19 protein-coding genes and 1 riboswitch are annotated in these 22,422 nt (G+C 71.7%); of the genes, 18 read left to right on the top strand and 1 reads right to left on the bottom strand.

Translation table 11 applies throughout. The features are described from left to right. Window positions 1-481 precede the first annotated feature (481 nt). The 15 genes from J7E97_RS20170 to J7E97_RS20100 all read left to right on the top strand — a co-directional run bounded on the left by J7E97_RS20170 (window position 482) and on the right by J7E97_RS20100 (window position 17,799). Window positions 482-2,287 (top strand): DUF5941 domain-containing protein, encoded by a 1,806-nt coding sequence (locus J7E97_RS20170; RefSeq protein WP_215029231.1) that lies wholly within the window; start codon window positions 482-484, stop codon window positions 2,285-2,287. After that, the gene (locus J7E97_RS20165) at window positions 2,284-3,036 is read left to right on the top strand and encodes a sugar phosphate nucleotidyltransferase (protein ID WP_215029105.1); all 753 of its coding nucleotides are present in this window, start codon (window positions 2,284-2,286) and stop codon (window positions 3,034-3,036) included. The genes J7E97_RS20170 and J7E97_RS20165 overlap by 4 nt, the downstream gene beginning before the upstream one ends. Then, window positions 3,024-4,085: an iron-containing alcohol dehydrogenase family protein gene (locus J7E97_RS20160; RefSeq protein WP_215029101.1), complete on the top strand. Its 1,062-nt coding sequence runs from the start codon at window positions 3,024-3,026 to the stop codon at window positions 4,083-4,085. Before J7E97_RS20165 ends, J7E97_RS20160 begins: the two co-directional genes overlap by 13 nt. Next, the gene (locus J7E97_RS20155; protein WP_215029099.1) at window positions 4,063-4,842 is read left to right on the top strand and encodes a CDP-alcohol phosphatidyltransferase family protein; all 780 of its coding nucleotides are present in this window, start codon (window positions 4,063-4,065) and stop codon (window positions 4,840-4,842) included. The genes J7E97_RS20160 and J7E97_RS20155 overlap by 23 nt, the downstream gene beginning before the upstream one ends. A gap of 8 nt (window positions 4,843-4,850) precedes the next feature. Continuing rightward, window positions 4,851-5,723, top strand: coding sequence for a glycosyltransferase (locus J7E97_RS20150; RefSeq protein WP_251054860.1), 873 nt, complete (start codon window positions 4,851-4,853; stop codon window positions 5,721-5,723). Window positions 5,724-5,819: 96 nt separating this feature from the next. Next, window positions 5,820-6,749 carry an ABC transporter permease gene (locus J7E97_RS20145; RefSeq protein ID WP_215029096.1) on the top strand — a complete coding sequence of 310 codons (930 nt, stop codon included), beginning with the start codon at window positions 5,820-5,822 and terminating at the stop codon, window positions 6,747-6,749. Next, window positions 6,742-7,521, top strand: a complete 780-nt coding sequence (locus J7E97_RS20140; protein ID WP_215029093.1) for an ABC transporter ATP-binding protein — start codon at window positions 6,742-6,744, stop codon at window positions 7,519-7,521. Before J7E97_RS20145 ends, J7E97_RS20140 begins: the two co-directional genes overlap by 8 nt. A 375-nt stretch (window positions 7,522-7,896) precedes the next feature. Then, a complete protein-coding gene (gene hpnC / locus J7E97_RS20135) occupies window positions 7,897-8,823 on the top strand; it encodes a squalene synthase HpnC (protein ID WP_215029229.1) in 927 nt (308 codons plus the stop codon). A 53-nt stretch (window positions 8,824-8,876) separates the two neighbouring features. Next, window positions 8,877-9,797: a presqualene diphosphate synthase HpnD gene (gene hpnD, locus J7E97_RS20130; RefSeq protein WP_215029091.1), complete on the top strand. Its 921-nt coding sequence runs from the start codon at window positions 8,877-8,879 to the stop codon at window positions 9,795-9,797. 124 nt (window positions 9,798-9,921) lie between these two features. After that, the gene (gene hpnE, locus J7E97_RS20125; RefSeq protein WP_215029088.1) at window positions 9,922-11,295 is read left to right on the top strand and encodes a hydroxysqualene dehydroxylase HpnE; all 1,374 of its coding nucleotides are present in this window, start codon (window positions 9,922-9,924) and stop codon (window positions 11,293-11,295) included. Window positions 11,296-11,426: 131 nt separating this feature from the next. Further along, complete coding sequence (locus J7E97_RS20120; RefSeq protein ID WP_215029226.1) at window positions 11,427-12,521, top strand: polyprenyl synthetase family protein; 1,095 nt, start codon at window positions 11,427-11,429, stop codon at window positions 12,519-12,521. Window positions 12,522-12,636: 115 nt separating this feature from the next. Beyond that, entirely contained in the window at window positions 12,637-14,637 is a 2,001-nt protein-coding gene (gene shc / locus J7E97_RS20115; protein WP_215029086.1) for a squalene--hopene cyclase, read from the top strand. After that, window positions 14,637-15,341, top strand: a complete 705-nt coding sequence (locus J7E97_RS20110; protein ID WP_215029084.1) for a 1-hydroxy-2-methyl-2-butenyl 4-diphosphate reductase — start codon at window positions 14,637-14,639, stop codon at window positions 15,339-15,341. Before shc ends, J7E97_RS20110 begins: the two co-directional genes overlap by 1 nt. Window positions 15,342-15,346: 5 nt before the next feature. After that, complete coding sequence (gene hpnH, locus J7E97_RS20105; RefSeq protein WP_215029082.1) at window positions 15,347-16,378, top strand: adenosyl-hopene transferase HpnH; 1,032 nt, start codon at window positions 15,347-15,349, stop codon at window positions 16,376-16,378. Next, the gene (locus J7E97_RS20100) at window positions 16,375-17,799 is read left to right on the top strand and encodes an aspartate aminotransferase family protein (RefSeq protein ID WP_215029081.1); all 1,425 of its coding nucleotides are present in this window, start codon (window positions 16,375-16,377) and stop codon (window positions 17,797-17,799) included. Before hpnH ends, J7E97_RS20100 begins: the two co-directional genes overlap by 4 nt. A gap of 37 nt (window positions 17,800-17,836) precedes the next feature. Here the strand turns inward: J7E97_RS20100 and J7E97_RS20095 are convergent, their stop codons facing one another. Next, on the bottom strand, window positions 17,837-18,643 hold the full coding sequence (locus J7E97_RS20095) for a tyrosine-protein phosphatase (RefSeq protein ID WP_215029080.1): 807 nt from the start codon (window positions 18,641-18,643) through the stop codon (window positions 17,837-17,839). Between the two features lie 312 nt (window positions 18,644-18,955). Further along, a riboswitch (cyclic di-AMP (ydaO/yuaA leader) is annotated at window positions 18,956-19,151 on the top strand. A gap of 3 nt (window positions 19,152-19,154) precedes the next feature. Between J7E97_RS20095 and J7E97_RS20090 the strand changes: the two genes are divergently transcribed. The 3 genes from J7E97_RS20090 to J7E97_RS20080 all read left to right on the top strand — a co-directional run. After that, entirely contained in the window at window positions 19,155-20,195 is a 1,041-nt protein-coding gene (locus tag J7E97_RS20090; RefSeq protein ID WP_215029079.1) for a M23 family metallopeptidase, read from the top strand. 188 nt (window positions 20,196-20,383) lie between these two features. After that, window positions 20,384-21,169, top strand: coding sequence for an SGNH/GDSL hydrolase family protein (locus J7E97_RS20085; protein ID WP_215029078.1), 786 nt, complete (start codon window positions 20,384-20,386; stop codon window positions 21,167-21,169). A 166-nt stretch (window positions 21,170-21,335) separates the two neighbouring features. Continuing rightward, on the top strand, window positions 21,336-22,422 hold a 1,087-nt coding region (locus J7E97_RS20080), incomplete at its 3' end, for an MBL fold metallo-hydrolase (RefSeq protein ID WP_215029077.1).

Raw genomic sequence — 22,422 nt, 5'->3', positions numbered from 1 at the left:
TGTCTGCCCCCCGTCGCGTGATAAGCGACGGAGGGGGGCGGACCGGCCGGGAAGCCGACGCGTGCGCCCGGGCGTCACGGGAACCATCCGGACGGGCGAGGTCGCCCCTGTCCGCCTTGACGGGGACCGGGCGTACGCGGCCGTCGAGCCACCGGGCTCGGGCCTCGGTTCGTCGCCACCCATGGCCGCGATTTGCGCGACGGCCGTGAGCCCACCTCGTCCTCATTTATCCCGATGTGAAGCGATATCAGACGCATGAACCATACTCGTACGCGTCTGCGAACATCTTGGCGCCGAGGCGGTTTGAGTCCCCCGGAGTTCTCGTCAATGATGATCGCGACAGGACCCACGGGCCTGCGTTCTTCGGCTCATCGGGGCGTAAACGGGTGGTGAATCCCGGCTTCCGTTCATCCGATAGCCTCTGCCGACGTGCCGCCACCCTTTGGCGCGCATTCCGTGTTAGCGCAAGGAGTGAGTTCGTCTGCCGACCGTCATCCTTACCGGCCCGCCGGTGCCCGGATCAGCGCTCGCCGACGAGCTGAGCTCCCTCGGCTTCGACGTCCGCCCCGCCGCCACCCCGCGGGAGACCGCCGCCGCGCTGGCCCTCGTACCCGCCGACCAGCGGGTGGCCGTCGTGGACGGCGCCTTCGTGGGGCACGCGCACGCACTGCGGCTCGCGCTGACCGACCCGCGGTTCGAGGCCTGCGCCGTCACCGGCGCCTTCGCGGTCCAGCCTGGCGCCCGCGCGGCCCTCGACCGGGCGGCGGAGCGGGCCCTCGAACTCCCCGCCGAGCCCCGTGAGCCCGCCGGCCCGTACGCCGACCGGCTCGCCGCCGACGTCGAGGCCGCCGGCACGGCCGTCCAGCGCCCGGAGCTCGGCACCCTCGTGGCCGCCGTCCCCCGGACCGCCGCCGAGCGCGCGGCCGCGACCGCCGCCGTGGCCGCCGTGGACGGCGAGGCCGTCCGGCTGCGCACCGCCGTGAAATCCCGCGACGGGTTCTTCACCACCTTCTTCATCAGCCCGTACTCGCGCTACATCGCCCGCTGGTGCGCGCGCCGCGGCCTGACCCCGAACCAGATCACGACCGCCTCCCTGATCACCGCGCTGACAGCGGCCGGCTGCGCCGCCACCGGCGAGCGCGGCGGCTACGTCGCGGCCGGTGTGCTGCTCCTCGTCTCCTTCGTACTCGACTGCGTGGACGGGCAGGTCGCCCGCTACTCGCTCCAGTACTCGACGATGGGCGCCTGGCTCGACGCGACCTTCGATCGCGCGAAGGAGTACTCCTTCTACGCGGGCCTCGCGCTCGGCGCGGCGAGGAACGGCGACGACGTCTGGGCCCTGGCCCTCGGGTCCATGATCCTCATGACCTGCCGGCACGTCGTGGACTTCGCCTTCAACGAGGCCAACCACGACGCCACCGCCAACACGAGCCCGACCGCGGCCCTCTCCGGCCGGCTCGACAGCGTCGGCTGGACGGTCTGGGTCCGGCGGATGATCATCCTGCCGATCGGCGAGCGCTGGGCCATGATCGCGGTGCTGACCGCCGCGACCACCCCCCGGATCGTCTTCTACGCCCTGCTCGTCGGCTGCGCCTTCGGCGCCCTCTACACCACGGCCGGCCGGGTCCTGCGCTCGCTGACCCGCAGGGCCACGCGCACCGACCGCGCGGCCGGGGCGCTCGCGGACCTCGCGGACTCCGGTCCGCTCGCCGAGCTCCAGGCCCGGCTGCTGCGCGGCCGCGCCGGGTCCTTCGGATCCGTGTACGTCGCGGCCCTGGGCGCGCTGCTGCTGATCGGCGCGGCCCTGTACCTGCCGTTCGGCGACCCCCGGCTGATCGCCGTCGCGGTGATCTACGCCGTCGCGGCCGGCCTGGCCGTCGCCGCACCCCTCAAGGGCGCCCTGGACTGGCTGATCCCGCCGCTGTTCCGGGCGGCCGAGTACGTCACCGTACTGGTGCTCGCCGCCAAGGCGGACGTGCCCGGAGCCCTTCCGGCGGCATTCGGACTGGTCGCGGCGGTCGCCTACCATCACTACGACACGGTGTACCGCATCCGCGGTGGCACCGGCGCGCCCCCGCACTGGCTGGTGCGGACGACCGGCGGGCACGAGGGCCGGGTGCTGCTGACCGCGGTCCTGGCCTCCGTCCTGGCCTCGCACGCCACCGGCTTCCCCGTCGCGCTCACGGCCATGGCCGTGTTCGTGGCACTCGTGGTGCTCGCGGAGAGCATCCGCTTCTGGGTCTCCTCCGGGGCACCCGCCGTACATGACGAAGGAGAACCAGCATGATCGGCCTCGTCCTCGCTGCCGGTGCCGGACGCCGCCTGCGTCCCTACACCGACACCCTGCCCAAGGCCCTCGTGCCCGTCGGCCCCGAAGGCGACGAGGAGAGCATCACGGTCCTCGACCTGACGCTCGGCAACTTCGCCGAGGTCGGCCTCACCGAGGTCGCCATCGTCGTCGGCTACCGCAAGGAAGCCGTGTACGAGCGCCGGGAGGCCCTCGAGGCCAAGTACGGCGTCAAGATCACGCTGATCGACAACGACAAGGCCGAGGAGTGGAACAACGCCTACTCCCTGTGGTGCGCCCGTGACGTCCTGCGGCAGGGCGTGATCCTCGCCAACGGCGACACCGTCCACCCGGTCTCCGTCGAGAAGACCCTGCTCGCCGCCCGCGGCGACGGCCGGAAGATCATCCTCGCCCTCGACACAGTCAAGCAGCTGGCCGACGAGGAGATGAAGGTCATCACCGACGGCGACAAGGGTGTCCGGCGCATCACCAAGCTGATGGAGCCGGCCACCGCGACCGGCGAGTACATCGGCGTCACCCTCATCGAGCCGGAGGCCGCCGAAGCGCTGGCCGAGGCCCTGAAGACCACCTTCGAGCGCGACCCCGACCTCTACTACGAGGACGGCTACCAGCAGCTCGTCAACGACGGCTTCACCATCGACGTGGCTCCCATCGGCGACGTCAAGTGGGTCGAGATCGACAACCACGACGACCTCGCCAAGGGCCGGACGATCGCATGCCTGTACTGACGCGGCTGATCCCCTCGCCCGTTGTCGTCGACATCAGCCGAGGGGCGATGGACGACCTGGCCGGCCTCCTGGCCGACCAGCGCATCTCCGCGTCCGGAAAGCTCGCCATCGCGATCAGCGGGGGCTCCGGCCAGGTGCTGCGCACCAAGCTGGAACCCGTCCTGCCGCACGCGGACTGGTACCCGGTCGTGGACGGCACCATCGATTCAGCGGTCAAACTGGCCGACGACATAAAGGGCCGTCGCTACGACGCCGTCGTCGGCCTCGGCGGCGGAAAGATCATCGACGTGGCGAAGTACGCCGCGGCGCGGGTCGGGCTGCCCATGGTGGCCGTCGCCACCAACCTCTCCCACGACGGCATCTGCTCGCCGGTGTCGATCCTGGACAACGACAACGGCCGGGGGTCCTACGGGGTCCCCATGCCGATCGCGATGGTCATCGACCTCGACGTCATCAAGGAGGCCCCGGCACGGTTCGTCCGCGCCGGCATCGGCGACGCGATCTCCAACATCTCGGCCGTCGCCGACTGGGAGCTCTCGCACCGCCTCAACGACGAGCCCGTCGACGGCCTGGCCGCCGCCATGGCCCGTACCGCCGGCGAGTCCGTACTGCGCCACCCCGGCCGCGTCGGCGACGACGAGTTCCTCACCGTGCTGTCCGAAGCGCTCGTCCTCTCCGGCATCGCCATGTCGATCAGCGGGGACACCCGCCCGTCGTCCGGCGCCTGCCACGAGATCAGCCACGCCTTCGACCTCCTCTACCCCGGGCGCTCCGCGCTCCACGGCGAGCAGGTCGGCATCGGCGCCGCCTTCGCGATGCACCTGCGCGGCGCCGCCGAGCACTCCGGGCTCTTCGTCCAGGTGCTGCGCGGCCACGGACTGCCCGTGCTGCCCGAGGAGATCGGGTTCAGCGTGGACGAGTTCGTCGCGGCCGTCGATTACGCCCCCCAAACCCGTCCGGGACGTTTCACGATCCTGGAGCACCTCAACTTGTCCGCAGCCGAGATCAGGGACGCTTACGCCGACTATGCCAAGACCATCCGTAGCTGAACTCCGGCCCGTGGTTCACCCCCCGGGCGTCAAGGACAGGCGCAGCGGCGAGCACTGGGGCGGGCGCCTCTACATGCGCGAGATCTCCCTGCGCATCACCCGCGTCCTGGTCAACACCAAGGTCACGCCCAACCAGCTGACCTACGTGATGACCCTCGCCGGTGTCCTCGCGGCCCCGGCCCTGCTGGTGCCCGGCATCTGGGGGGCCGTCCTCGGCTTCGTGATGGTGCAGCTCTACCTGCTGCTCGACTGCGTCGACGGGGAGGTGGCCCGCTGGAAGAAGCAGTTCTCGCTCTCCGGGGTCTACCTGGACCGGGTCGGCGCCTACCTGTGCGACGCGGCGGTCCTCGTCGGCTTCGGCCTGCGCGCCTCGGACCTGTGGGGCACCGGGCGGATCGACTGGCTGTGGGCGTTCCTGGGCACCCTCGCGGCGCTCGGCGCGATCCTGATCAAGGCCGAGACCGACCTGGTCGGCGTGGCCCGGCACCAGGGGGGGCTGCCGCCCGTCAAGGAAGCCGCGGCCGAGCCGCGCTCCTCCGGCATGGCGCTCGCCCGCAAGGCGGCCGCCGCGCTGAAGTTCCACCGGCTGGTGCTCGGCATCGAGGCTTCGATGCTCATCGTGCTGCTGGCCGTCCTCGACTCCGCCCGGGGCGACCTGTTCTTCTCCCGGCTCGGCGTCGCCGTGCTGGCCGGCATCGCGCTGCTCCAGAGCGTGCTGCACCTGGTGTCGATCCTGGCCTCCAGCAGGCTCAAGTGACGACGCCGATGCGGCTGGGCGCCGTCATCATCACCATGGGCAACCGGCCCGACGAGCTCAAGGCCCTCCTCGACTCGGTCGCCCGGCAGGACGGCGACCCGGTCGAGGTGGCCGTCGTGGGCCAGGGAGTGCGGCTCACCGGGCTGCCCGAGGGCGTGCGCACCGTCGAGCTGCCCGAGAACGTGGGCATCCCGGGCGGGCGCAACGTCGGCATCGAGGCCTTCGGGCCCGGCGGCCGCGAGGTGGACGCCCTGCTCTTCCTCGACGACGACGGGCTCCTCGAGCGCACCGACACCGCCGAACTGTGCCGGCAGGCCTTCGCCGAGGACCCGGAGCTCGGGATCGTCAGTTTCCGGATCGCCGATCCGCAGACCGGCGAGACCCAGCGCCGGCACGTCCCGCGGCTGCGTGCCTCCGACCCCATGCGCTCCTCGCGCGTGACCACCTTCCTGGGCGGCGCCAACGCCGTCCGCACGAAGGTGTTCGAGCAGGTCGGAGACCTGCCGGGGGAGTTCTTCTACGCCCACGAGGAAACCGATCTGGCCTGGCGGGCGCTCGACGCCGGCTGGCAGATCGACTACCGGGCGGACATGGTGCTGCTGCACCCCACCACGGCCCCGTCCCGGCACGCGGTCTACCACCGTATGGTGGCCCGCAACCGGGTGTGGCTGGCCCGCCGCAACCTCCCGGCCCCGCTGGTCCCGGTCTACGTGGGCGTCTGGCTCCTGCTGACGCTCCTGCGCAGGCCGTCCGCGCCGGCCCTCAAGGCCTGGTTCGGCGGGTTCAAGGAGGGGTGGACCACCTCCTGCGGTCCCCGGCGCCCCATGAAGTGGCGTACGGTCTGGCGACTGACCCGGCTGGGCCGACCGCCTGTCATCTGACCCGCTCGCGTCTGAGAACATGGCGCGATCACGATCCGAATGCCTCAGGCCCGATGCCACCTTCTGCCGCATCATGAAGACGGAAAGTTTCATCTTGTGAGTGACACAACCCAGGACGGCGCCCTCGCCACGAGCAAGCCGCCGTCCGACGACGCCGGGCTGAGCCCCGCGGAGCTCGCCAGGAAGTACGGCCTGTCCGTCAGCGGCGCCCGGCCGGGTCTGGCCGAATACGTGCGCCAGCTGTGGGACCGACGCCACTTCATCATCGCGTTCTCCCGGGCCAAGCTGGTGGCGCAGTACAGCCAGGCGAAGCTCGGCCAGATCTGGCAGGTGGCGACCCCCCTGCTCAACGCGCTGGTCTACTACCTGATCTTCGGCCTGATCCTGGGCGCCAGCAAGGGCATCGCCAAGGACGACTACATCCCCTTCCTGGTGATCGGCATCTTCGTCTTCACCTTCACCCAGAGCTCGCTCATGGCGGGTGTCCGGGCCATCCCGGGGAACATCGGCCTGGTCCGCGCGCTGCACTTCCCGCGCGCCTCCCTGCCGATCTCCTTCTCGCTCCAGCAGCTCCAGCAGCTGATGTTCTCGATGATCGTCGTGTTCGTGGTCACGATCGCCTTCGGGAACCACCCCAGGCTCTCCTGGCTGCTGGTGCTCCCGGCGCTGGTCCTCCAGTTCGCCTTCAACACCGGCCTCGCCCTGGTCTTCGGCCGGATGGGGTCCAAGACGCCCGACCTCGCGCAGCTCATGCCGTTCGTGACGCGTACGTGGATGTACGCCTCCGGCGTCATGTTCTCGATCGGCGAGATGCTCAAGGGCAAGCCCGCGTGGATCGCGGACGTGCTCCAGTGGAACCCGGCCGCCATCTACATGGACCTGGTCCGCTACGCGCTCATCGACTCGTACGGCCGGGAGAACCTCCCGCCGCACGTCTGGGCCTTCGCCGTCGGCTGGGCGGTCCTGATCGGCCTCGGCGGTTTCGTGTACTTCTGGAAGGCTGAGGAGCGTTACGGCCGTGGCTGAGACCAACCGGGGGCACGTCCCCACCGTCATCGCCGACGACGTGCACATCGTCTACCGGGTCAACACCGGCAGCTCCGGCAAGGGCAGCGCCACGGCGGCGCTGAACAAGATAGTCCGCCGGGGCAAGGGGGACGCGCCGGGTGTCCGCCGCGTCCACGCCGTGCGCGGGGTCTCCTTCACCGCGTACCGCGGCGAGGCCATCGGCGTCATCGGCTCCAACGGCTCGGGCAAGTCGACCCTGCTGCGCGCCATCGCCGGGCTGCTGCCCTGCGAGTCGGGCAAGGTCTACACCGACGGCCAGCCCTCGCTGCTGGGCGTGAACGCGGCGCTGATGAACGACCTCACCGGCGAGCGCAACGTGGTCCTCGGCGGTCTCGCGATGGGCATGACCCGCGAGCAGATCAAGGAGCGCTACGAGAGCATCGTCGACTTCTCGGGCATCAACGAGAAGGGCGACTTCATCTCGCTGCCGATGCGCACCTACTCCTCCGGCATGGCCGCGCGCCTGCGCTTCTCCATCGCGGCGGCGAAGGACCACGACGTCCTGATGATCGACGAGGCGCTCGCCACCGGAGACCGGAAGTTCCAGGTGCGTTCCGAGGCGCGCATCCGGGAACTGCGCAAGAGCGCCGGAACCGTTTTCCTGGTGAGCCACAACAACAAGTCCATCCGTGACACCTGCGACCGGGTGCTGTGGCTGGAGCGCGGCGAACTCCTGATGGACGGCCCCACCGAGGAAGTCGTCCGGGCGTACGAGAAGGCGACCAGCTGACCGACCCTCACCGAAGGCCCCCGCAGCGCAGAGCGGCGGGGGCCGCCGCATGCCCCGGCACGCACGATCACCGCGGGGGCGACATCAGCGGGGAATCGAATACCCCTAGAGCCGTCCCGGCGTTGTACAGCGTAAGCTGGGCCAGTCCTCAATCGCGGGCAAGAGGGGACGATTCCCCACAGGTGAATGGCCTGGGCCGACACGGGGGAAATCCGGGGCGTGTCCGAAATCGGATGTATTGGGTCGGCAGTGTAGAACGGGAGATGTGACGGCAATGGCTACGGGAATTCTCCGGCCCCCAGGCACGACGGCCGTTCCCGCCACGGGCGGCGGGCGGTGACCGGGGCGCACGGCACCAGTCCCCGGCCGCACGAGATCCGCGAAGCCCCCCTCCCGCCGGGCACCCGCGGAGCCGAAGCGGATGCCACCCTCGCCAAGGCCCGCCACGAAAACTTCCCCGTCGCCCCCGCCTTCCTGCCCCGCGCCTGGCGCGAGGGCCTGATGGCGGTCTACGGCTACGCCCGCCTGGTCGACGACATCGGCGACGGAGACCTCGCCCCCGGCGGCCGCGACGCCGCCCTCCTCGGCGTCGACCCGGCCGCCGCGGACGACCGGCTCGCCGTGCTCGACGCCTTCGAGGCCGACCTGCGACGCGTCTTCGGCGGCACCGACGGCCCCCCGCGCCACCCCCTGATGCTGGCCCTGCGGCCCGTCGTACGCACCCACGCGCTCACTCCCGAGCCCTTCCTCGGGCTCATCGAGGCCAACCGCCAGGACCAGCGGACCGCGCGCTACGAGACGTACGGGGACCTCCTCGGCTACTGCGAGCTCTCCGCGAACCCGGTCGGGCGCCTCGTCCTCCAGCTCACCGGCACCAGCACCCCCGAGCGGATCCGCCGCTCCGACGCCGTCTGCACCGCCCTGCAGATCGCCGAACACCTCCAGGACGTCGCGGAGGACCTCGGCCGGGACCGGATCTACCTCCCGGCCCAGGACATGCGCCGGTTCCACGTGAGCGAGGCCGACCTCGCGGCTCCGTCCGCCGGAGCGTCCGTACGCTCCCTCATCGCCTTCGAGACCGAGCGCGCCCGGGACCTCCTGGACGAGGGCACGCCGCTCGTGGGCAGTGTCCACGGAAGGCTCAGGCTGCTGCTCGCCGGCTTCGTCGGAGGCGGGCGCGCCGCCCTGCGCGCCGTCACCGCCGCCGGCTTCGACGTACTCCCCGGCCCCCCCAAGCCCACCAAGAGCGGCCTGCTCCGCGAGGTGGCCGCCGTCCTGCGCACAGCGCCGAGAAAGGGGTGAGCCCGACCGTGGAGGGCCCCACACACGCGTCCGCACCCGGCGCTCCGTCCGCAATGTCCGCGCCGATTTCGGCGGCCTACAGCTACTGCGAGGCCGTCACCGGCGCGCAGGCGCGCAACTTCGCCTACGGCATCCGGCTGCTGCCCGTCGACAAGCGGCAGGCGATGTCCGCGCTCTACGCCTTCTCCCGGCGGGTCGACGACATCGGCGACGGCACGCTGCCCCCCGGGGTCAAGCTGGCCCGGCTGGAGGAGACCCGCGCCCTGCTCGGCCGGATCCGCGCCGAGAAGGTCGACGAGGACGACACCGACCCGGTCGCCGTCGCCCTCGCCCACGCCGCCCGCCGCTTCCCGATCCCGCTCGAAGGGCTCGACGAGCTCATCGACGGCGTCCTGATGGACGTGCGCGGCCAGGAGTACGAGACCTGGGACGAACTGAAGGTCTACTGCCGCTGCGTGGCCGGAGCCATCGGCCGGCTCTCGCTCGGCGTGTTCGGCACCGCCCCGGGCGCGCACGACGCGGCCCGGGCCGGGGAGTACGCCGACACCCTCGGCCTCGCGCTGCAACTCACCAACATCCTCCGGGACGTCCGCGAGGACGCGGCCAACGGGCGCACCTACCTGCCCACCGAGGATCTCGCCAAGTTCGGCTGCTCCGAGGGGTTCCACAGCGAGCGGATGCCCGCCGGCTCCGACTTCGCCGGGCTGGTCCACCACGAAGTCCGGCGCGCCCGCGCCCTGTTCGTCGACGGCTACCGGCTGCTGCCCCTGCTCGACCGGCGCAGCGGCGCCTGCGTCGCGGCCATGGCCGGCATCTACCGCCGCCTCCTGGACCGCATCGAGCGCGAGCCCGAGGCCGTGCTCCGCGGCCGCGTCTCGCTGCCGCCGCACGAGAAGGCGTACGTGGCCGTCCGCGGGCTGTCCGGACTCGACGCGCGGACCATCACGCGCCAGAGCACCAGGCGGCGGCTCTGATGGCGGCGGGCGGACGGCCGGCCGGGCCGGGCACGTCCGCGCGGCGGAGCGGAGCAACCCCGCGCACGGTGGCCGCGTCCGTCGCGGTGACACCTGTCCTCGCGGTGACCGAGGAGGAGGACGGATGACCGCCCACCACGCCGTGGTAGTCGGCGGCGGACTCGCAGGCGTCACCACCGCGCTGGAACTCGCCGACGCGGGACTGCGGGTGACCCTGCTGGAAGGCCGGCCCCGGCTCGGCGGCCTCGCCTTCTCCTTCAAGCGCGGCGACCTCACCGTGGACAACGGTCAGCACGTGTACCTGCGCTGCTGCACCGCCTACCGGTGGTTCCTCGACCGGATCGACGGCACCGACCTGGCGCCCCTCCAGGACCGCCTCGACGTACCCGTGCTCGACGTGGCCCACCCCGGCGGACCGCGCCTGGGCCGGCTGCGCCGCAGCGCCCTGCCCGTCCCCCTGCACCTGGCCTGGTCCCTTGCCCGCTACCCGCACCTCTCGCTCGCCGAGCGGGCGAGCGTCGGACGCGCCGCCCTCGCGCTGCGCCGCCTCGACCCCGCCGACCCGGCGCTCGACGGGCTGGACTTCGCCACCTGGCTCGGCCGCTACGGACAGTCCCCGCGCACCATCGAAGCGCTGTGGGACCTCGTCGGCATCGCCACCCTCAACGCGACGGCCGAACAGTCCTCGCTCGGCCTGGCCGCCATGGTCTTCAAGACCGGCCTGCTCTCCGAGAACGGCGCGGCCGACATCGGCTGGGCCCGCGTACCCCTCGGCGACCTGCACGACACGCTCGCCCGCAAGGCCCTCGACGCGGCCGGCGTACGGACCGAACTGCGCACCCGGGTCACGGACATCTCCCGCACCGCGGAAGGCGGCTGGCGGGTTACCACGGAAGGCGAGTCCCTGGACGCCGCCGTCGTGGTCCTCGCCGTCCCGCAGCGCGAGGCGCACGGGCTGCTGCCCCCCGGCGCCCTCGCCGACCCGGACAAGCTCCTGGACATCGGCACCGCGCCCATCCTCAACGTGCACGTCGTCTACGACCGCAAGGTGCTCAAGCAGCCGTTCTTCGCGGCCCTCGGCTCCCCGGTCCAGTGGGTCTTCGACCGCACCGACTCCTCCGGACTCCCCGACGGCGGCCAGTACTTGGCCCTGTCCCAGTCCGTCGCCCACGAGGACATCGACGAACCCGTCTCCGTGCTGCGCTCGAAGTACCTGCCCGAACTGGAACGGCTGCTGCCCGCCGCGCGCGGCGCCAAGGTACGGGACTTCTTCGTCACCCGCGAGCGCACCGCGACCTTCGCCCCCACCCCCGGCGTCGGACGCCTGCGGCCCGGCGCGCGGACCGACACGCCGGGGCTCTACCTCGCCGGTGCGTGGACCGCGACCGGTTGGCCCGCGACCATGGAGAGCGCCGTCCGCAGCGGACTGAGCGCGGCTCATGCCGCACTCGCGATGCTGGGCCGCCACCGCGAACACCCCTTGCAGGAGGCGGCATGACCACGACCGGCACCACCGGCACCACCGGCACCACCGCGGCCGACAGCACCGGCCACACGGCAGCACGCAGCACCACAGCACGCAGCACCGCAGCACGCACCGCAGTACGTACAGGAACCAGAGGAGAGCCAGTGAACCCGGGGAATCCGGCCGTCGAGAACACGGACGCCAGTACGGGCCCGGCCGGCGGGGAGAAGGCGGACACGCTCGCCCTCCTCGAGCGCGGCCGCACGCTCTCGACGCCCGTGCTCCGCGCTGCCGTGGACCGGCTCGCCGCACCCATGGACACCGTCGCCGCCTACCACTTCGGCTGGATCGACGCGCTGGGCAACCCGGCGGACGGCGACGGCGGCAAGGCCGTCCGCCCCGCCCTCGCGCTGCTCTCCGCCGAAGCCGCGGGCGCCGCGGCCGAAGTGGGCATCCCGGGAGCCGTGGCGGTCGAGCTCGTGCACAACTTCTCGCTGCTCCACGACGACCTCATGGACGGCGACGAACAGCGCCGCCACCGCGACACGGTGTGGAAGGTCCACGGACCGGCCCTCGCGATCCTCGTCGGCGACGCCCTGTTCGCCCTCGCCAACGAGGTGCTCCTGGAGCTCGGCACGGTCGAGGCCGGCCGTGCGGCGATGCGCCTGACCACCGCCTCGCGCAAGCTCATCGACGGCCAGGCGCAGGACATCTCCTACGAGCACCGCGAGCGCGTCAGCGTCGAGGAGTGCCTGGAGATGGAGGGCAACAAGACCGGCGCCCTGCTCGCCTGCGCGGTCTCCATCGGCGCCGTGCTCGGCGGCGCGGACGACCGCACGGCCGACAAGCTGGAGGAGTACGGCTACCACCTCGGCCTCGCCTTCCAGGCCGTCGACGACCTCCTCGGCATCTGGGGCGACCCGGAGTCCACCGGCAAGCAGACCTGGAGCGACCTGCGCCAGCGCAAGAAGTCGCTGCCCGTCGTCGCCGCCCTCGCGGCCGGCGGACCTGCCTGCGAGGAACTGGCCGAACTGCTCGCGGCCGACGCCAAGAGCAACGACTTCGAGAACTTCTCCGAGGAGGAGTTCGCGGCCCGCGCCGCGCTCATCGAGGCCGCCGGCGGCCGCCAGTGGACCGCCGACGAGGCGCGCCGCCAGCACGCCGTGGCGATCAAGGCCCTCGACGACGTGGACATGGGCCAGCGGGTGCGTGACCAGCTGGTGGCCCTCGCCGACTTCGTCGTCGTGCGCAAGAGGTGACCGCCACCCGCTCACAGATATGAATCGCGAGTCGCCGGCCGGTACTGCCTGCCAGTAGTACCGGCCGACGGCACACCCCAGGACAGCAGAGGACACTGCACGCAAAGGGGAAGCCATGACAGCGACGACCGACGGCGGAGCCGATGCACGCGGCGCCGACCACCCGGACGACAGTGCGGCCGAAGGGCCGCCCGGCGTCCACGATGCCACCGCACGCGCCGTGCGCAACCTGCTCGACCGGCAGGACGAGGCCGGCTGGTGGAAGGGCGACCTGGAGACCAACGTCACCATGGACGCCGAGGACCTGCTGCTGAGGCAGTTCCTCGGGATCCGCGACGAGGCCACCACCCGGGCCGCCGGCCTGTTCATCCGCGGCGAGCAGCGGAGCGACGGCACCTGGGCCACCTTCCACGGCGGCCCCAGCGACCTGTCCGCCACCATCGAGGCCTACCTGGCCCTGCGCCTGGCCGGGGACGCGCCCGACGCCCCGCACATGACCCGCGCCTCCGCGTGGATCCGGGCCCACGGCGGGATCGCCGCCGCCCGCGTCTTCACCCGCATCTGGCTGGCCCTGTTCGGCTGGTGGAGCTGGGACCACCTGCCCGAACTCCCGCCCGAGCTGGTCTTCCTGCCGCCCTGGGTGCCTCTGAACATCTACGACTTCGGCTGCTGGGCCCGTCAGACCATCGTCCCGCTCACCGTGGTCTCCGCACTGCGCCCGGTCCGCCCGGCCCCCTTCGCGCTGGACGAACTGCACGCCGACGCGCGGAACCCGTACCCGGCCAAGCGGCTGGCCCCCGTGACCAGTTGGGGCGGCGCCTTCCAGCGGATGGACAAGGCCCTGCACGTCTACCGCCGGTTCGCCCCGCGCGCGCTGCGCAAGGCGGCCATGACGAGCGCCGGCCGCTGGATCGTGGAACGCCAGGAGAACGACGGCTGCTGGGGCGGGATCCAGCCGCCCGCCGTGTACTCCATCATCGCCCTGCACCTGCTCGGCTACGACCTCCAGCACCCGGTGATGCGCGCCGGACTGGAATCCCTGGACCGCTTCGCCGTCTGGCGCGCGGACGGCTCCCGCATGATCGAGGCCTGCCAGTCCCCGGTGTGGGACACCTGCCTGGCCGCCATCGCACTGGCCGACGCGGGGCTGCGTCCCGACCACCCGGCCCTGGTCAAGGCCGCCGACTGGATGCTCGGCGAGGAGATCGTCCGCACCGGCGACTGGGCCGTGCGCCGACCCGGACTGGCCCCGGGCGGCTGGGCGTTCGAGTTCCACAACGACAACTACCCCGACATCGACGACACCGCCGAAGTCGTCCTCGCGCTGCGCCGCGTCAAACACCCCGACCCGGCGCGCGTCGAGGGGGCCATCGCCCGCGGCGTGTCCTGGAACCTCGGCATGCAGTCGAAGAACGGCGCCTGGGGCGCCTTCGACGCCGACAACACCAGCCCCCTCCCCAACCGGCTGCCCTTCTGCGACTTCGGCGAGGTCATCGACCCGCCCTCGGCTGACGTCACCGCCCACGTCGTCGAGATGCTCGCCGTCGAGGGCAAGGCGGGCGACGCGCGCACCCGGCGCGCGATCGCCTGGCTGCTCGCCGAACAGGAGCCGAACGGCGGCTGGTTCGGCCGCTGGGGCACCAACTACGTCTACGGGACCGGCTCGGTGGTCCCGGCCCTGACCGCCGCCGGCTTCTCGCCCTCGCACCCCGCGATCCGGCGGGCCGTGGCCTGGCTGGAATCCGTACAGAACGAGGACGGCGGATGGGGCGAGGACCAGCGCTCCTACAAGGACCCGTCCTGGGCCGGGAAGGGCGCCTCCACCGCCTCGCAGACGGCGTGGGCGCTGATGGCCCTGCTGTCGGCGGGGGAGCGCGAGGGCGGCGCGGTCCGGCGGGGGATCGGGTACCTCGTCGGGACCCAGCGCGAGGACGGCACCTGGGACGAGCCGTACTTCACGGGGACCGGCTTCCCCTGGGACTTCTCCATCAACTACCACCTGTACCGGCAGGTGTTCCCGCTCACCGCGCTCGGCCGCTACCTGCACGGAGAACCGTTCGGCCCCGACGGCCGGTACGCGGCTCCCGGCCTGTTCCCGGTTGCCGGGGACGCCTGATGTGCCCGGACCCCGGGCCCGGCCCCGGAGCGGGCCACACAGCCGCAGCGGCGGCCGGCCCCCACGTGCCGCTGCTGATCGCCTGCGCGCTGCGCATCGAGCGGGCGGCCCTGCGCGGCGGCCACGGCTCGGGCGCGCCCGAGCGGTACGAGGTCCTGCGCACCGGTATGGGCCCCCGCGCGGCCGAACGCGCCGTCGCCAGGGCCCTGGCCGGGCCCGGAATGCGCGGGGCGGCGGTGCTCGCCACCGGATTCTGCGCCGGGCTGCTGCCCGGCATGAACCCCGGCGACCTGATCGTCGCCGACGAGACCCGGGACCCGCGCGGCACGGTCGCCTGCGCAGGTACCGCCCTGCTCGCCGAGGCGCTGGCCCGGGCCGTACCCGGCCGGACCGTCCACCTCGGTGCGCTGACCGGATCCGACCACGTCGTCCGGGGCCAGGAGCGCGCGCGGCTGCGCGCCACCGGGGCCATCGGGGTCGACATGGAATCAGCGGCCACCTTGTGGACGGCGAGCCGGGAGGGGAGCGTGGCGGACGGCACGGAGCGTCCGGTTGCGGCCGTCCGGGTGATCGTGGACGCTCCGGAGCATGAGCTCGTCCGTATCGGCACTGTTCGGGGGGGAATATCGGCCTTTCGCGTCCTGCGTGCCGTACTGCCCGCGTTTTATGACTGGCACCGTTCTTTGCTGCTCCCCAGGAGGTGAGCCAGATGGCAATGCCACTGCGACAGACCATCAGGGTCGGGACTTATCTGCTCGAACAGAAGCTCCGCAAGCGTGAGAAGTTCCCGCTGATCGTCGAGCTGGAACCGCTCTACGCCTGCAACCTCGCATGTGAGGGCTGCGGGAAGATCCAGCACCCGGCCGGGGTGCTGAAGCAGCGCATGCCCGTGGCCCAGGCCGTCGGGGCCGTGCTGGAATCCGGTGCGCCGATGGTGTCCATCGCCGGCGGCGAACCCCTGATGCACCCGCAGATCGACGAGATCGTGCGCCAGCTGGTGGCGAAGCGGAAATACGTCTTCCTCTGCACCAACGCGATGCTGCTGCGCAAGAAGATCGAGAAGTTCACCCCTTCCCCCTACTTCGCCTTCGCCGTCCACATCGACGGACTGCGCGAGCGCCACGACGAGTCGGTGGCGAAGGAAGGCGTCTTCGACGAGGCGGTCGAGGCCATCAAGGAGGCGAAGAAGCGCGGGTTCCGCGTCACCACCAACTCCACGTTTTTCAACACCGACACCCCGCAGAACGTCATCGAGGTCCTCAACTACCTCAACGACGACCTTCAGGTCGACGAAATGATGATCTCGCCCGCCTACGCCTATGAGAAGGCCCCCGACCAGGAGCACTTCCTCGGCGTCGAACAGACGCGAGAACTCTTCAAGAAGGCCTTCGCGGGCGGCAACCGGCGCCGCTGGCGGCTCAACCACTCCCCGCTCTTCCTGGACTTCCTCGAAGGCAAAGTCGATTTCCCCTGCACCGCATGGGCCATTCCGAATTACTCCCTCTTCGGCTGGCAGCGCCCCTGCTATCTGATGAGCGACGGCTACGTGCCTTCGTACCGGGAACTGGTCGAGGACACCGACTGGAGCAAGTACGGCCGCGGGAAGGACCCGCGCTGTGAGAACTGCATGGCGCACTGCGGGTACGAGCCCACCGCCGTCCTCGCCACCATGGGATCGCTCAAGGAGACCCTGAGGGCGGCCCGCGAGACCGTGGGCGGGAACCGGGACAAGTCGGCATGAGCGGGGGCCGGGCGGGGCAGGACGGGCGGGGACGACCGGTGAAGGGCTTCGATCTCGGTGCCCTGCTGGCCGAGCGCGGAGCGGAACGGTACGAGCTGCACGCCCGTCACCTCAACCACCAGCTGCCCCGGATGCTGCACACCATCGGCTTCGACAAGGTCTACGAGCGGGCCGAGGGCGCCCACTTCTGGGACGCCGAGGGCAACGACTACCTCGACATGCTGGCCGGGTTCGGGGTGATGGGGCTCGGCCGGCACCACCCGGTGGTCAAGCGGGCCCTGCACGACGTCCTGGACGCGCAGCTCGCCGACCTCACCCGCTTCGACTGCCAGCCGCTGCCCGGACTGCTCGCGGAGAAGCTGCTCTCCTACAGCCCGCACCTGGAGCGGGTCTTCTTCGGCAACAGCGGAACCGAGGCGGTGGAGACCGCCCTGAAGTTCGCCCGGTACGCCACCGGGCGGCCCAGGGTCCTCTACTGCGACCACGCCTTCCACGGGCTGACCACCGGCTCGCTCTCGGTGAACGGGGAGCAAGGCTTCCGGGACGGCTTCGCGCCGCTGCTGCCCGACACCAAGATCGCGCTCGGCGATCTGGCCGCCCTGGAGCGGGAACTGAGGAAGGGGGACGTGGCGGCCTTCGTCGTCGAACCGATCCAGGGCAAGGGGGTGCTCGCCCCGCCTCCCGGCTTCCTGCTCGCCGCCCAGGAGCTCCTGCACCGCCACAAGGCGCTGCTGATCGCCGACGAGGTACAGACCGGCCTCGGCCGCACCGGGGACTTCTACGCCTACCAGCACGAGGCCGGCGTGGAGCCGGACCTGGTGTGCGTGGCCAAGGCTCTCAGCGGCGGCTACGTGCCGGTCGGCGCGACCCTGGGCAAGGACTGGATCTTCAAGAAGGTCTACTCGTCCATGGACCGGGTGCTCGTGCACTCCGCCAGCTTCGGCTCCAACGCGCAGGCGATGGCGGCCGGGCTCGCGGTCCTCTCCGTCATGGAGGACGAGCAGCTGGTGGCCCGCGCCCGCGCCATGGGCGATCTGCTGCGCGCCCGGCTCGCCGCGCTCGTGGACACGTACGAACTGCTCCACGAGGTACGCGGGCGCGGGCTGATGATCGGCATCGAGTTCGGCCGGCCGTCCTCGCTGGGGCTGCGGAGCCGGTGGACCATGCTGCAGGCGGCCCGCAAGGGCCTGTTCGCGCAGATGGTCGTGGTGCCGCTGCTGCAGAAGCACCGGATCCTCACACAGGTCTCCGGGGACCACCTGGAAGTGATCAAGCTGATCCCGCCGCTGATCGTCGACGAGGCGGACGTGGACCGCTTCGTCGGAGCCTTCCGCGAGGTCATGGACGAGGCGCACGGCGGGGGCGCGCTGATGTGGGACTTCGGCAGGACGCTGGTGCGGCAGGCCGTCGCGAACCGCTGAGGCGGTTCGGTGCGACGGCCCGCCGCACCGGCGGGCATCAGTCCAGCAGCCGGTCGCGCAGCCGGTCGAGGGTCTCGGGCGCGAGCCCGAGACCCTCGCCGAGGTAGCGCTCCACCCCGCCCCACTCCTCGTCGATCGTCTCGAAGGCCGCGGTCAGGTACTCGGCGCGGGCGTCGAAGAGCGGGGCGAGCAGCGCCATCACCTCGGGGGTGCGGGCCTCGGCCGCGTCGCTGCTGCGGCGGACCCGGTAGCGGTTGTGCGCGGCGTTCGACTCCAGGTAGTCGGTGACGATCGCGTCGCGTTCCACGCCCAGCGCGAGCAGGGTGACGGCGATCGACAGGCCGGCCCGGTCCTTGCCGGCGGCGCAGTGCATGAGGGCCGGGACACTCTCCTCGGCGAGGGCGTGCACGACGCGGCTGTGCTCGGCGGTGCGGGTCCTGATGATCCCGCGGTACGAATGGGACATGCGCGCGGCGGCCTTGCCGTCGCCCAGGAGCTCGTGGAGCTGGGCGAGTTCCCCCTCGCGGACCAACCTCCAGAACTCCCGGCCGTCGGCCGGGTCCGACAGCGGGATGTTGACGTTCAGCACGCCGGGAAGATCCACGTCGGGGCCCTCGAGCGCGTGGTCGGCGCCGTTGCGGAAGTCGAACACGGTGTGCAGTCCGAGCGAGCCGAGGAACTCCGCGTCGCTTTCGGTGGCATGTGCGAGATGTCCGCTTCGGAACAGTAGTCCCGACTTGACCCTTCGGCCGTCCGCGGTCGGCAGCCCGCCCACGTCGCGGAAGTTGCGCACGCCGGACAGTGCCGGCTCCGTTCTCGGGCGCTTGGGTATCTGCTGGGTCACAGGGGCTCCTCCGTGTCGTCGTCGAGGGTGTCCGAATTACGGTGATTGGAACAACTTGCCCTAGCGAGAGGCGAGATCGGACACCTCCCCGTGAGCCAGATCATACGGTGACCCTGAGTGCCTGATCACGAATACCGAATTGCCTTGCCGGAGCGGTTGTTGAAGGTGGGGAATGGACGGAGGGTGACCGGAATTCCGGCGGCCCGTCATCCCCAAGATTTTATTGGGGAATTCATGACTTGTTCTGTCCGGCCGGACTCCATTACGTTCGCGATCGATCCGGACGGACCGCCTAATCCTGCCGCCGACCGGAAACCGCACCCGACTAATCACGCGCGGCAGGAGCGGGGGAACCAGGTAAGCCGCTGTTCCGGATCCCTTTCGGGATCTTCGAAACGGGACAGCTCGGGGTGAAGCCGTACAGGTGCCGTTGACCGGCACCGGCCATGGCCGGACATCTCCAGTCCGAACCCGACAGCTCACCTCGCCGGCGCCGGAGAGGAAATTCGCCATGCCTGCAACGGGTAAGCACCGCCGTCCCAAGTCCCGCTCCATATCCCGCGGCTTCGCCGTCGCCGGCACCGGTGGCGCGGCCCTCGCGCTCCCGCTGCTCGGGGCCACCGGCGCCCAGGCGGCCGGTGCGCCGAGCGCCGCTCCCGTCACCGCGCAGGTCCGTACGCCGCAGGCCCCGCAGGTGCCCGCCGCCCTCCAAGCCGCCCCCGCCGCCGCGCGGTCGGCCGTGCAGGCCGCACCGACGGTCTACACGGTCGTGCCGGGGGACTACCTGTCCAAGATCGCGCAGCGGCAGCACCTCAGCGGTGGCTGGGAGCGGCTCTACGAGGACAACCGCGAGGCCGTGGGCTCCAATCCGTCGCTGATCCACCCGGGCCTCAAGCTGACGCTCGGCGCGAAGGGCGCCGCCCCGGCCGCGTCGGCCGAGACGCCGGAGCCGGCCGATGAGTCCGCTTCCTCCGGCTCCGGCGCTTCTCAGGCCTCGGTCCGTGACGCTTCCTCCGACGGCGCTTCCGACGAGGAGTCCTTCTCCGACGACGGCGCGTCCGGCGGTTCCCCGTCCGAGGGCGGAGCCGAGGCTCCGGTCGCGCCCGCGCCCGAGGCCCCCGCCCAGCAGCAGGCAGCCCCCGCCTCCGGCGGCTTCGTCGCCCCCGTCGGCGGCGGCGTGTCCACCGCCTACCGGGCCTCCGGCGCCATGTGGTCCAGCGGTTACCACACGGGAGTCGACTTCATCGCGAGCACCGGCACCACGGTCAGGGCCGTCGGCGCGGGCACCGTCGTCTCGGCCGGATGGGGCGGCGCGTACGGCAACGAGGTGGTCATCCGGCACGCCGACGGCAAGTACAGCCAGTACGGCCACCTCTCCCAGCTGTCGGTCTCGACCGGCCAGAGCGTCAGCGGCGGGCAGACCATCGGCCTCTCCGGCGCCACCGGCAACGTGACCGGCCCGCACCTCCACTTCGAGATCCGCACGGGGCCCTCGTACGGCTCGGACATCGACCCGCTGGCCTACCTTCGCTCGAAGGGCGTCAGCATCTGAATCCGGTGAGCCGGGGTCCCGCGGCGGTGCGGCCGCCGCGGGACCGCGTACGTGCGTGAGGCCGGGGCCCGAGCGGGGTCCCGGCCCCACGTGCTCCTATTCCCCGGGCCACGGTGGTGAAGATCACGGTGTGTCAACCGGTGGCTACGGTCGCGTAGGTGGCACCCCGGGGTGAAGGATGTGCTCCCGTGGCAGCGACGACTACGACACTCAAGACCATCGGCTCGTACGCGGCGATCGGGGACAGCTTCACCGAAGGCGTGGGGGACCCGGGACCCGGGGAAACGTTTCTCGGCTGGGCGGACCGGCTGGCCGTACTCCTGGCCGACCAGCGCGACGAGCACGACTTCCGGTACGCGAACCTGGCCGTGCGCGGCCGCCTCCTGGACCAGATCGTGGCCGAGCAGGTGCCCCGGGCCAAGGAGCTCGCGCCCGACCTGGTGACCTTCTGCGCGGGCGGCAACGACATCATCCGGCCCGGCAGCGACCCGGACGACGTGGCCGCACGGTACGAGGCGGCCGTGCGCGACCTCGCCGGATCGGTCGGCCGCGTCGTGATCACCACCGGCTTCGACACGCGGGACGTACCGGTCCTCAAGCACATCCGGGGCAAGATCGCCACGTTCAGCGCGCACGTCCACTCCATCGCCGACCGCTACGACTGCCCCGTGCTCGACCTCTGGTCGCTCAAGTCCGTACAGGACCGGCGGGCCTGGGACGACGACCGGCTGCACCTGTCGCCCGAAGGACACACGCGGGTCGCCCTGCGCGCCGCCCAGGTGCTCGGCATGGACACGCCGGCCGACCCCGAGCAGCCGTGGCCGCCGATGCGCCCGCGCGGCTCGGTGGACACGACCCGGGACAACATCCAGTGGGCCCGCGACCACCTGGTGCCGTGGATCGGACGGCGGCTGCGCGGGGAGTCCTCCGGGGACCACGTCGAGGCGAAGCGGCCGGACCTGCTGCCGCTGTAGGGGCAGGGGCAAGAGGCGGCGGGCAGGGGGCCGGCGGGTTGCGGGCCAGGCCAGGGGCGGGGCGGGGCGCGTTCCGGAGCACGGAATGGAATCCTTTGGGGGTGCCACGCGTTCGCAAGGTGTACACCATGAGAACGTCCTGCCCGAAACCCTCCCAGGAGGCGCTTTGACCGGCTCCCGTCCCCTGCGTCCACGGCTGCGCGCCCTGCGGCCCGAAGCCTTCGGCGCGGACCCGTCCGGTGCCCGGCTGGAGCGGATCCGGCGCTCGCCGAACTTCGCCGACGGCGTGTTCCAGAACCCGGTCGGGGCCCGCACCAGGCCCTCCGGTTCGATGGCCGAGTTCGCCAAGATCTACTTCCACAAGGAGCAGCGGCTCCGGCGCAACCCCGGCGCCCCCGTCCCGGTGTACCCGACGACGCTCGCCGAGCTGGCGAAGCCGCCGGCCGACGGCCTGCGGCTGACCTGGATGGGGCACTCCACCGTGCTCGCCGAGATCGACGGGCGCCGGGTGCTGTTCGACCCGGTCTGGGGCGAGCGGTGCTCCCCCTTCCCCTTCGCCGGGCCCAAGCGGCTGCACCCCGTGCCGGTACCCCTGGCCTCGCTGGGCGAGGTGGACGTCGTGGTGATCTCGCACGACCACTACGACCACCTCGACCTGCCGACCATCAAGGCCCTGGCCGGTACGGACACGGTCTTCGCCGTCCCGCTCGGCGTCGGCGCGCACCTGGAGCGGTGGGGCGTCCCGGCGGACCGCCTGCGCGAACTCGACTGGAACGAGACCACCAAGGTCGCCGGGCTCTCCCTCACGGCCACCCCGGCCCGCCACTTCTGCGGGCGCGGCCTGCGCAACCAGCAGTTCACCCTGTGGGCGTCCTGGGTCGTCGCGGGCGACGAGCACCGGGTCTTCCACAGCGGTGACACGGGCTACTTCCCGGGGTTCGGGGAGATCGGGGCCGAGCACGGGCCGTTCGACGCCACGATGATCCAGATCGGGGCCTACTCGGAGTACTGGCCGGACATCCACATGACTCCCGAGGAGGGCATGCTCGCCCACCTCGACCTCCAGGGCGGGCTGCCGCACGGCACGATGCTGCCGATCCACTGGGGCACCTTCAACCTGGCCCCGCACCCGTGGGACGAGCCGGGCGAGGGCACGGTGGCCGCGGCGGCGCGGGCCGGGGCGGCGATCGCCCTGCCGGTACCGGGCCAGCCCTTCGAGCCGGGCGCGGCGGACGCGCGCGCCGCGGCGTGGT

The sequence above is a fragment of the Streptomyces sp. ISL-66 genome (genome assembly GCF_018614135.1).
In the GTDB taxonomy this organism is placed as follows: Bacteria; Actinomycetota; Actinomycetes; order Streptomycetales; family Streptomycetaceae; genus Streptomyces.
The sequence above is the reverse complement of the archived record's forward strand: the minus strand, read 5'-3'. Positions and strand labels throughout refer to the sequence as shown.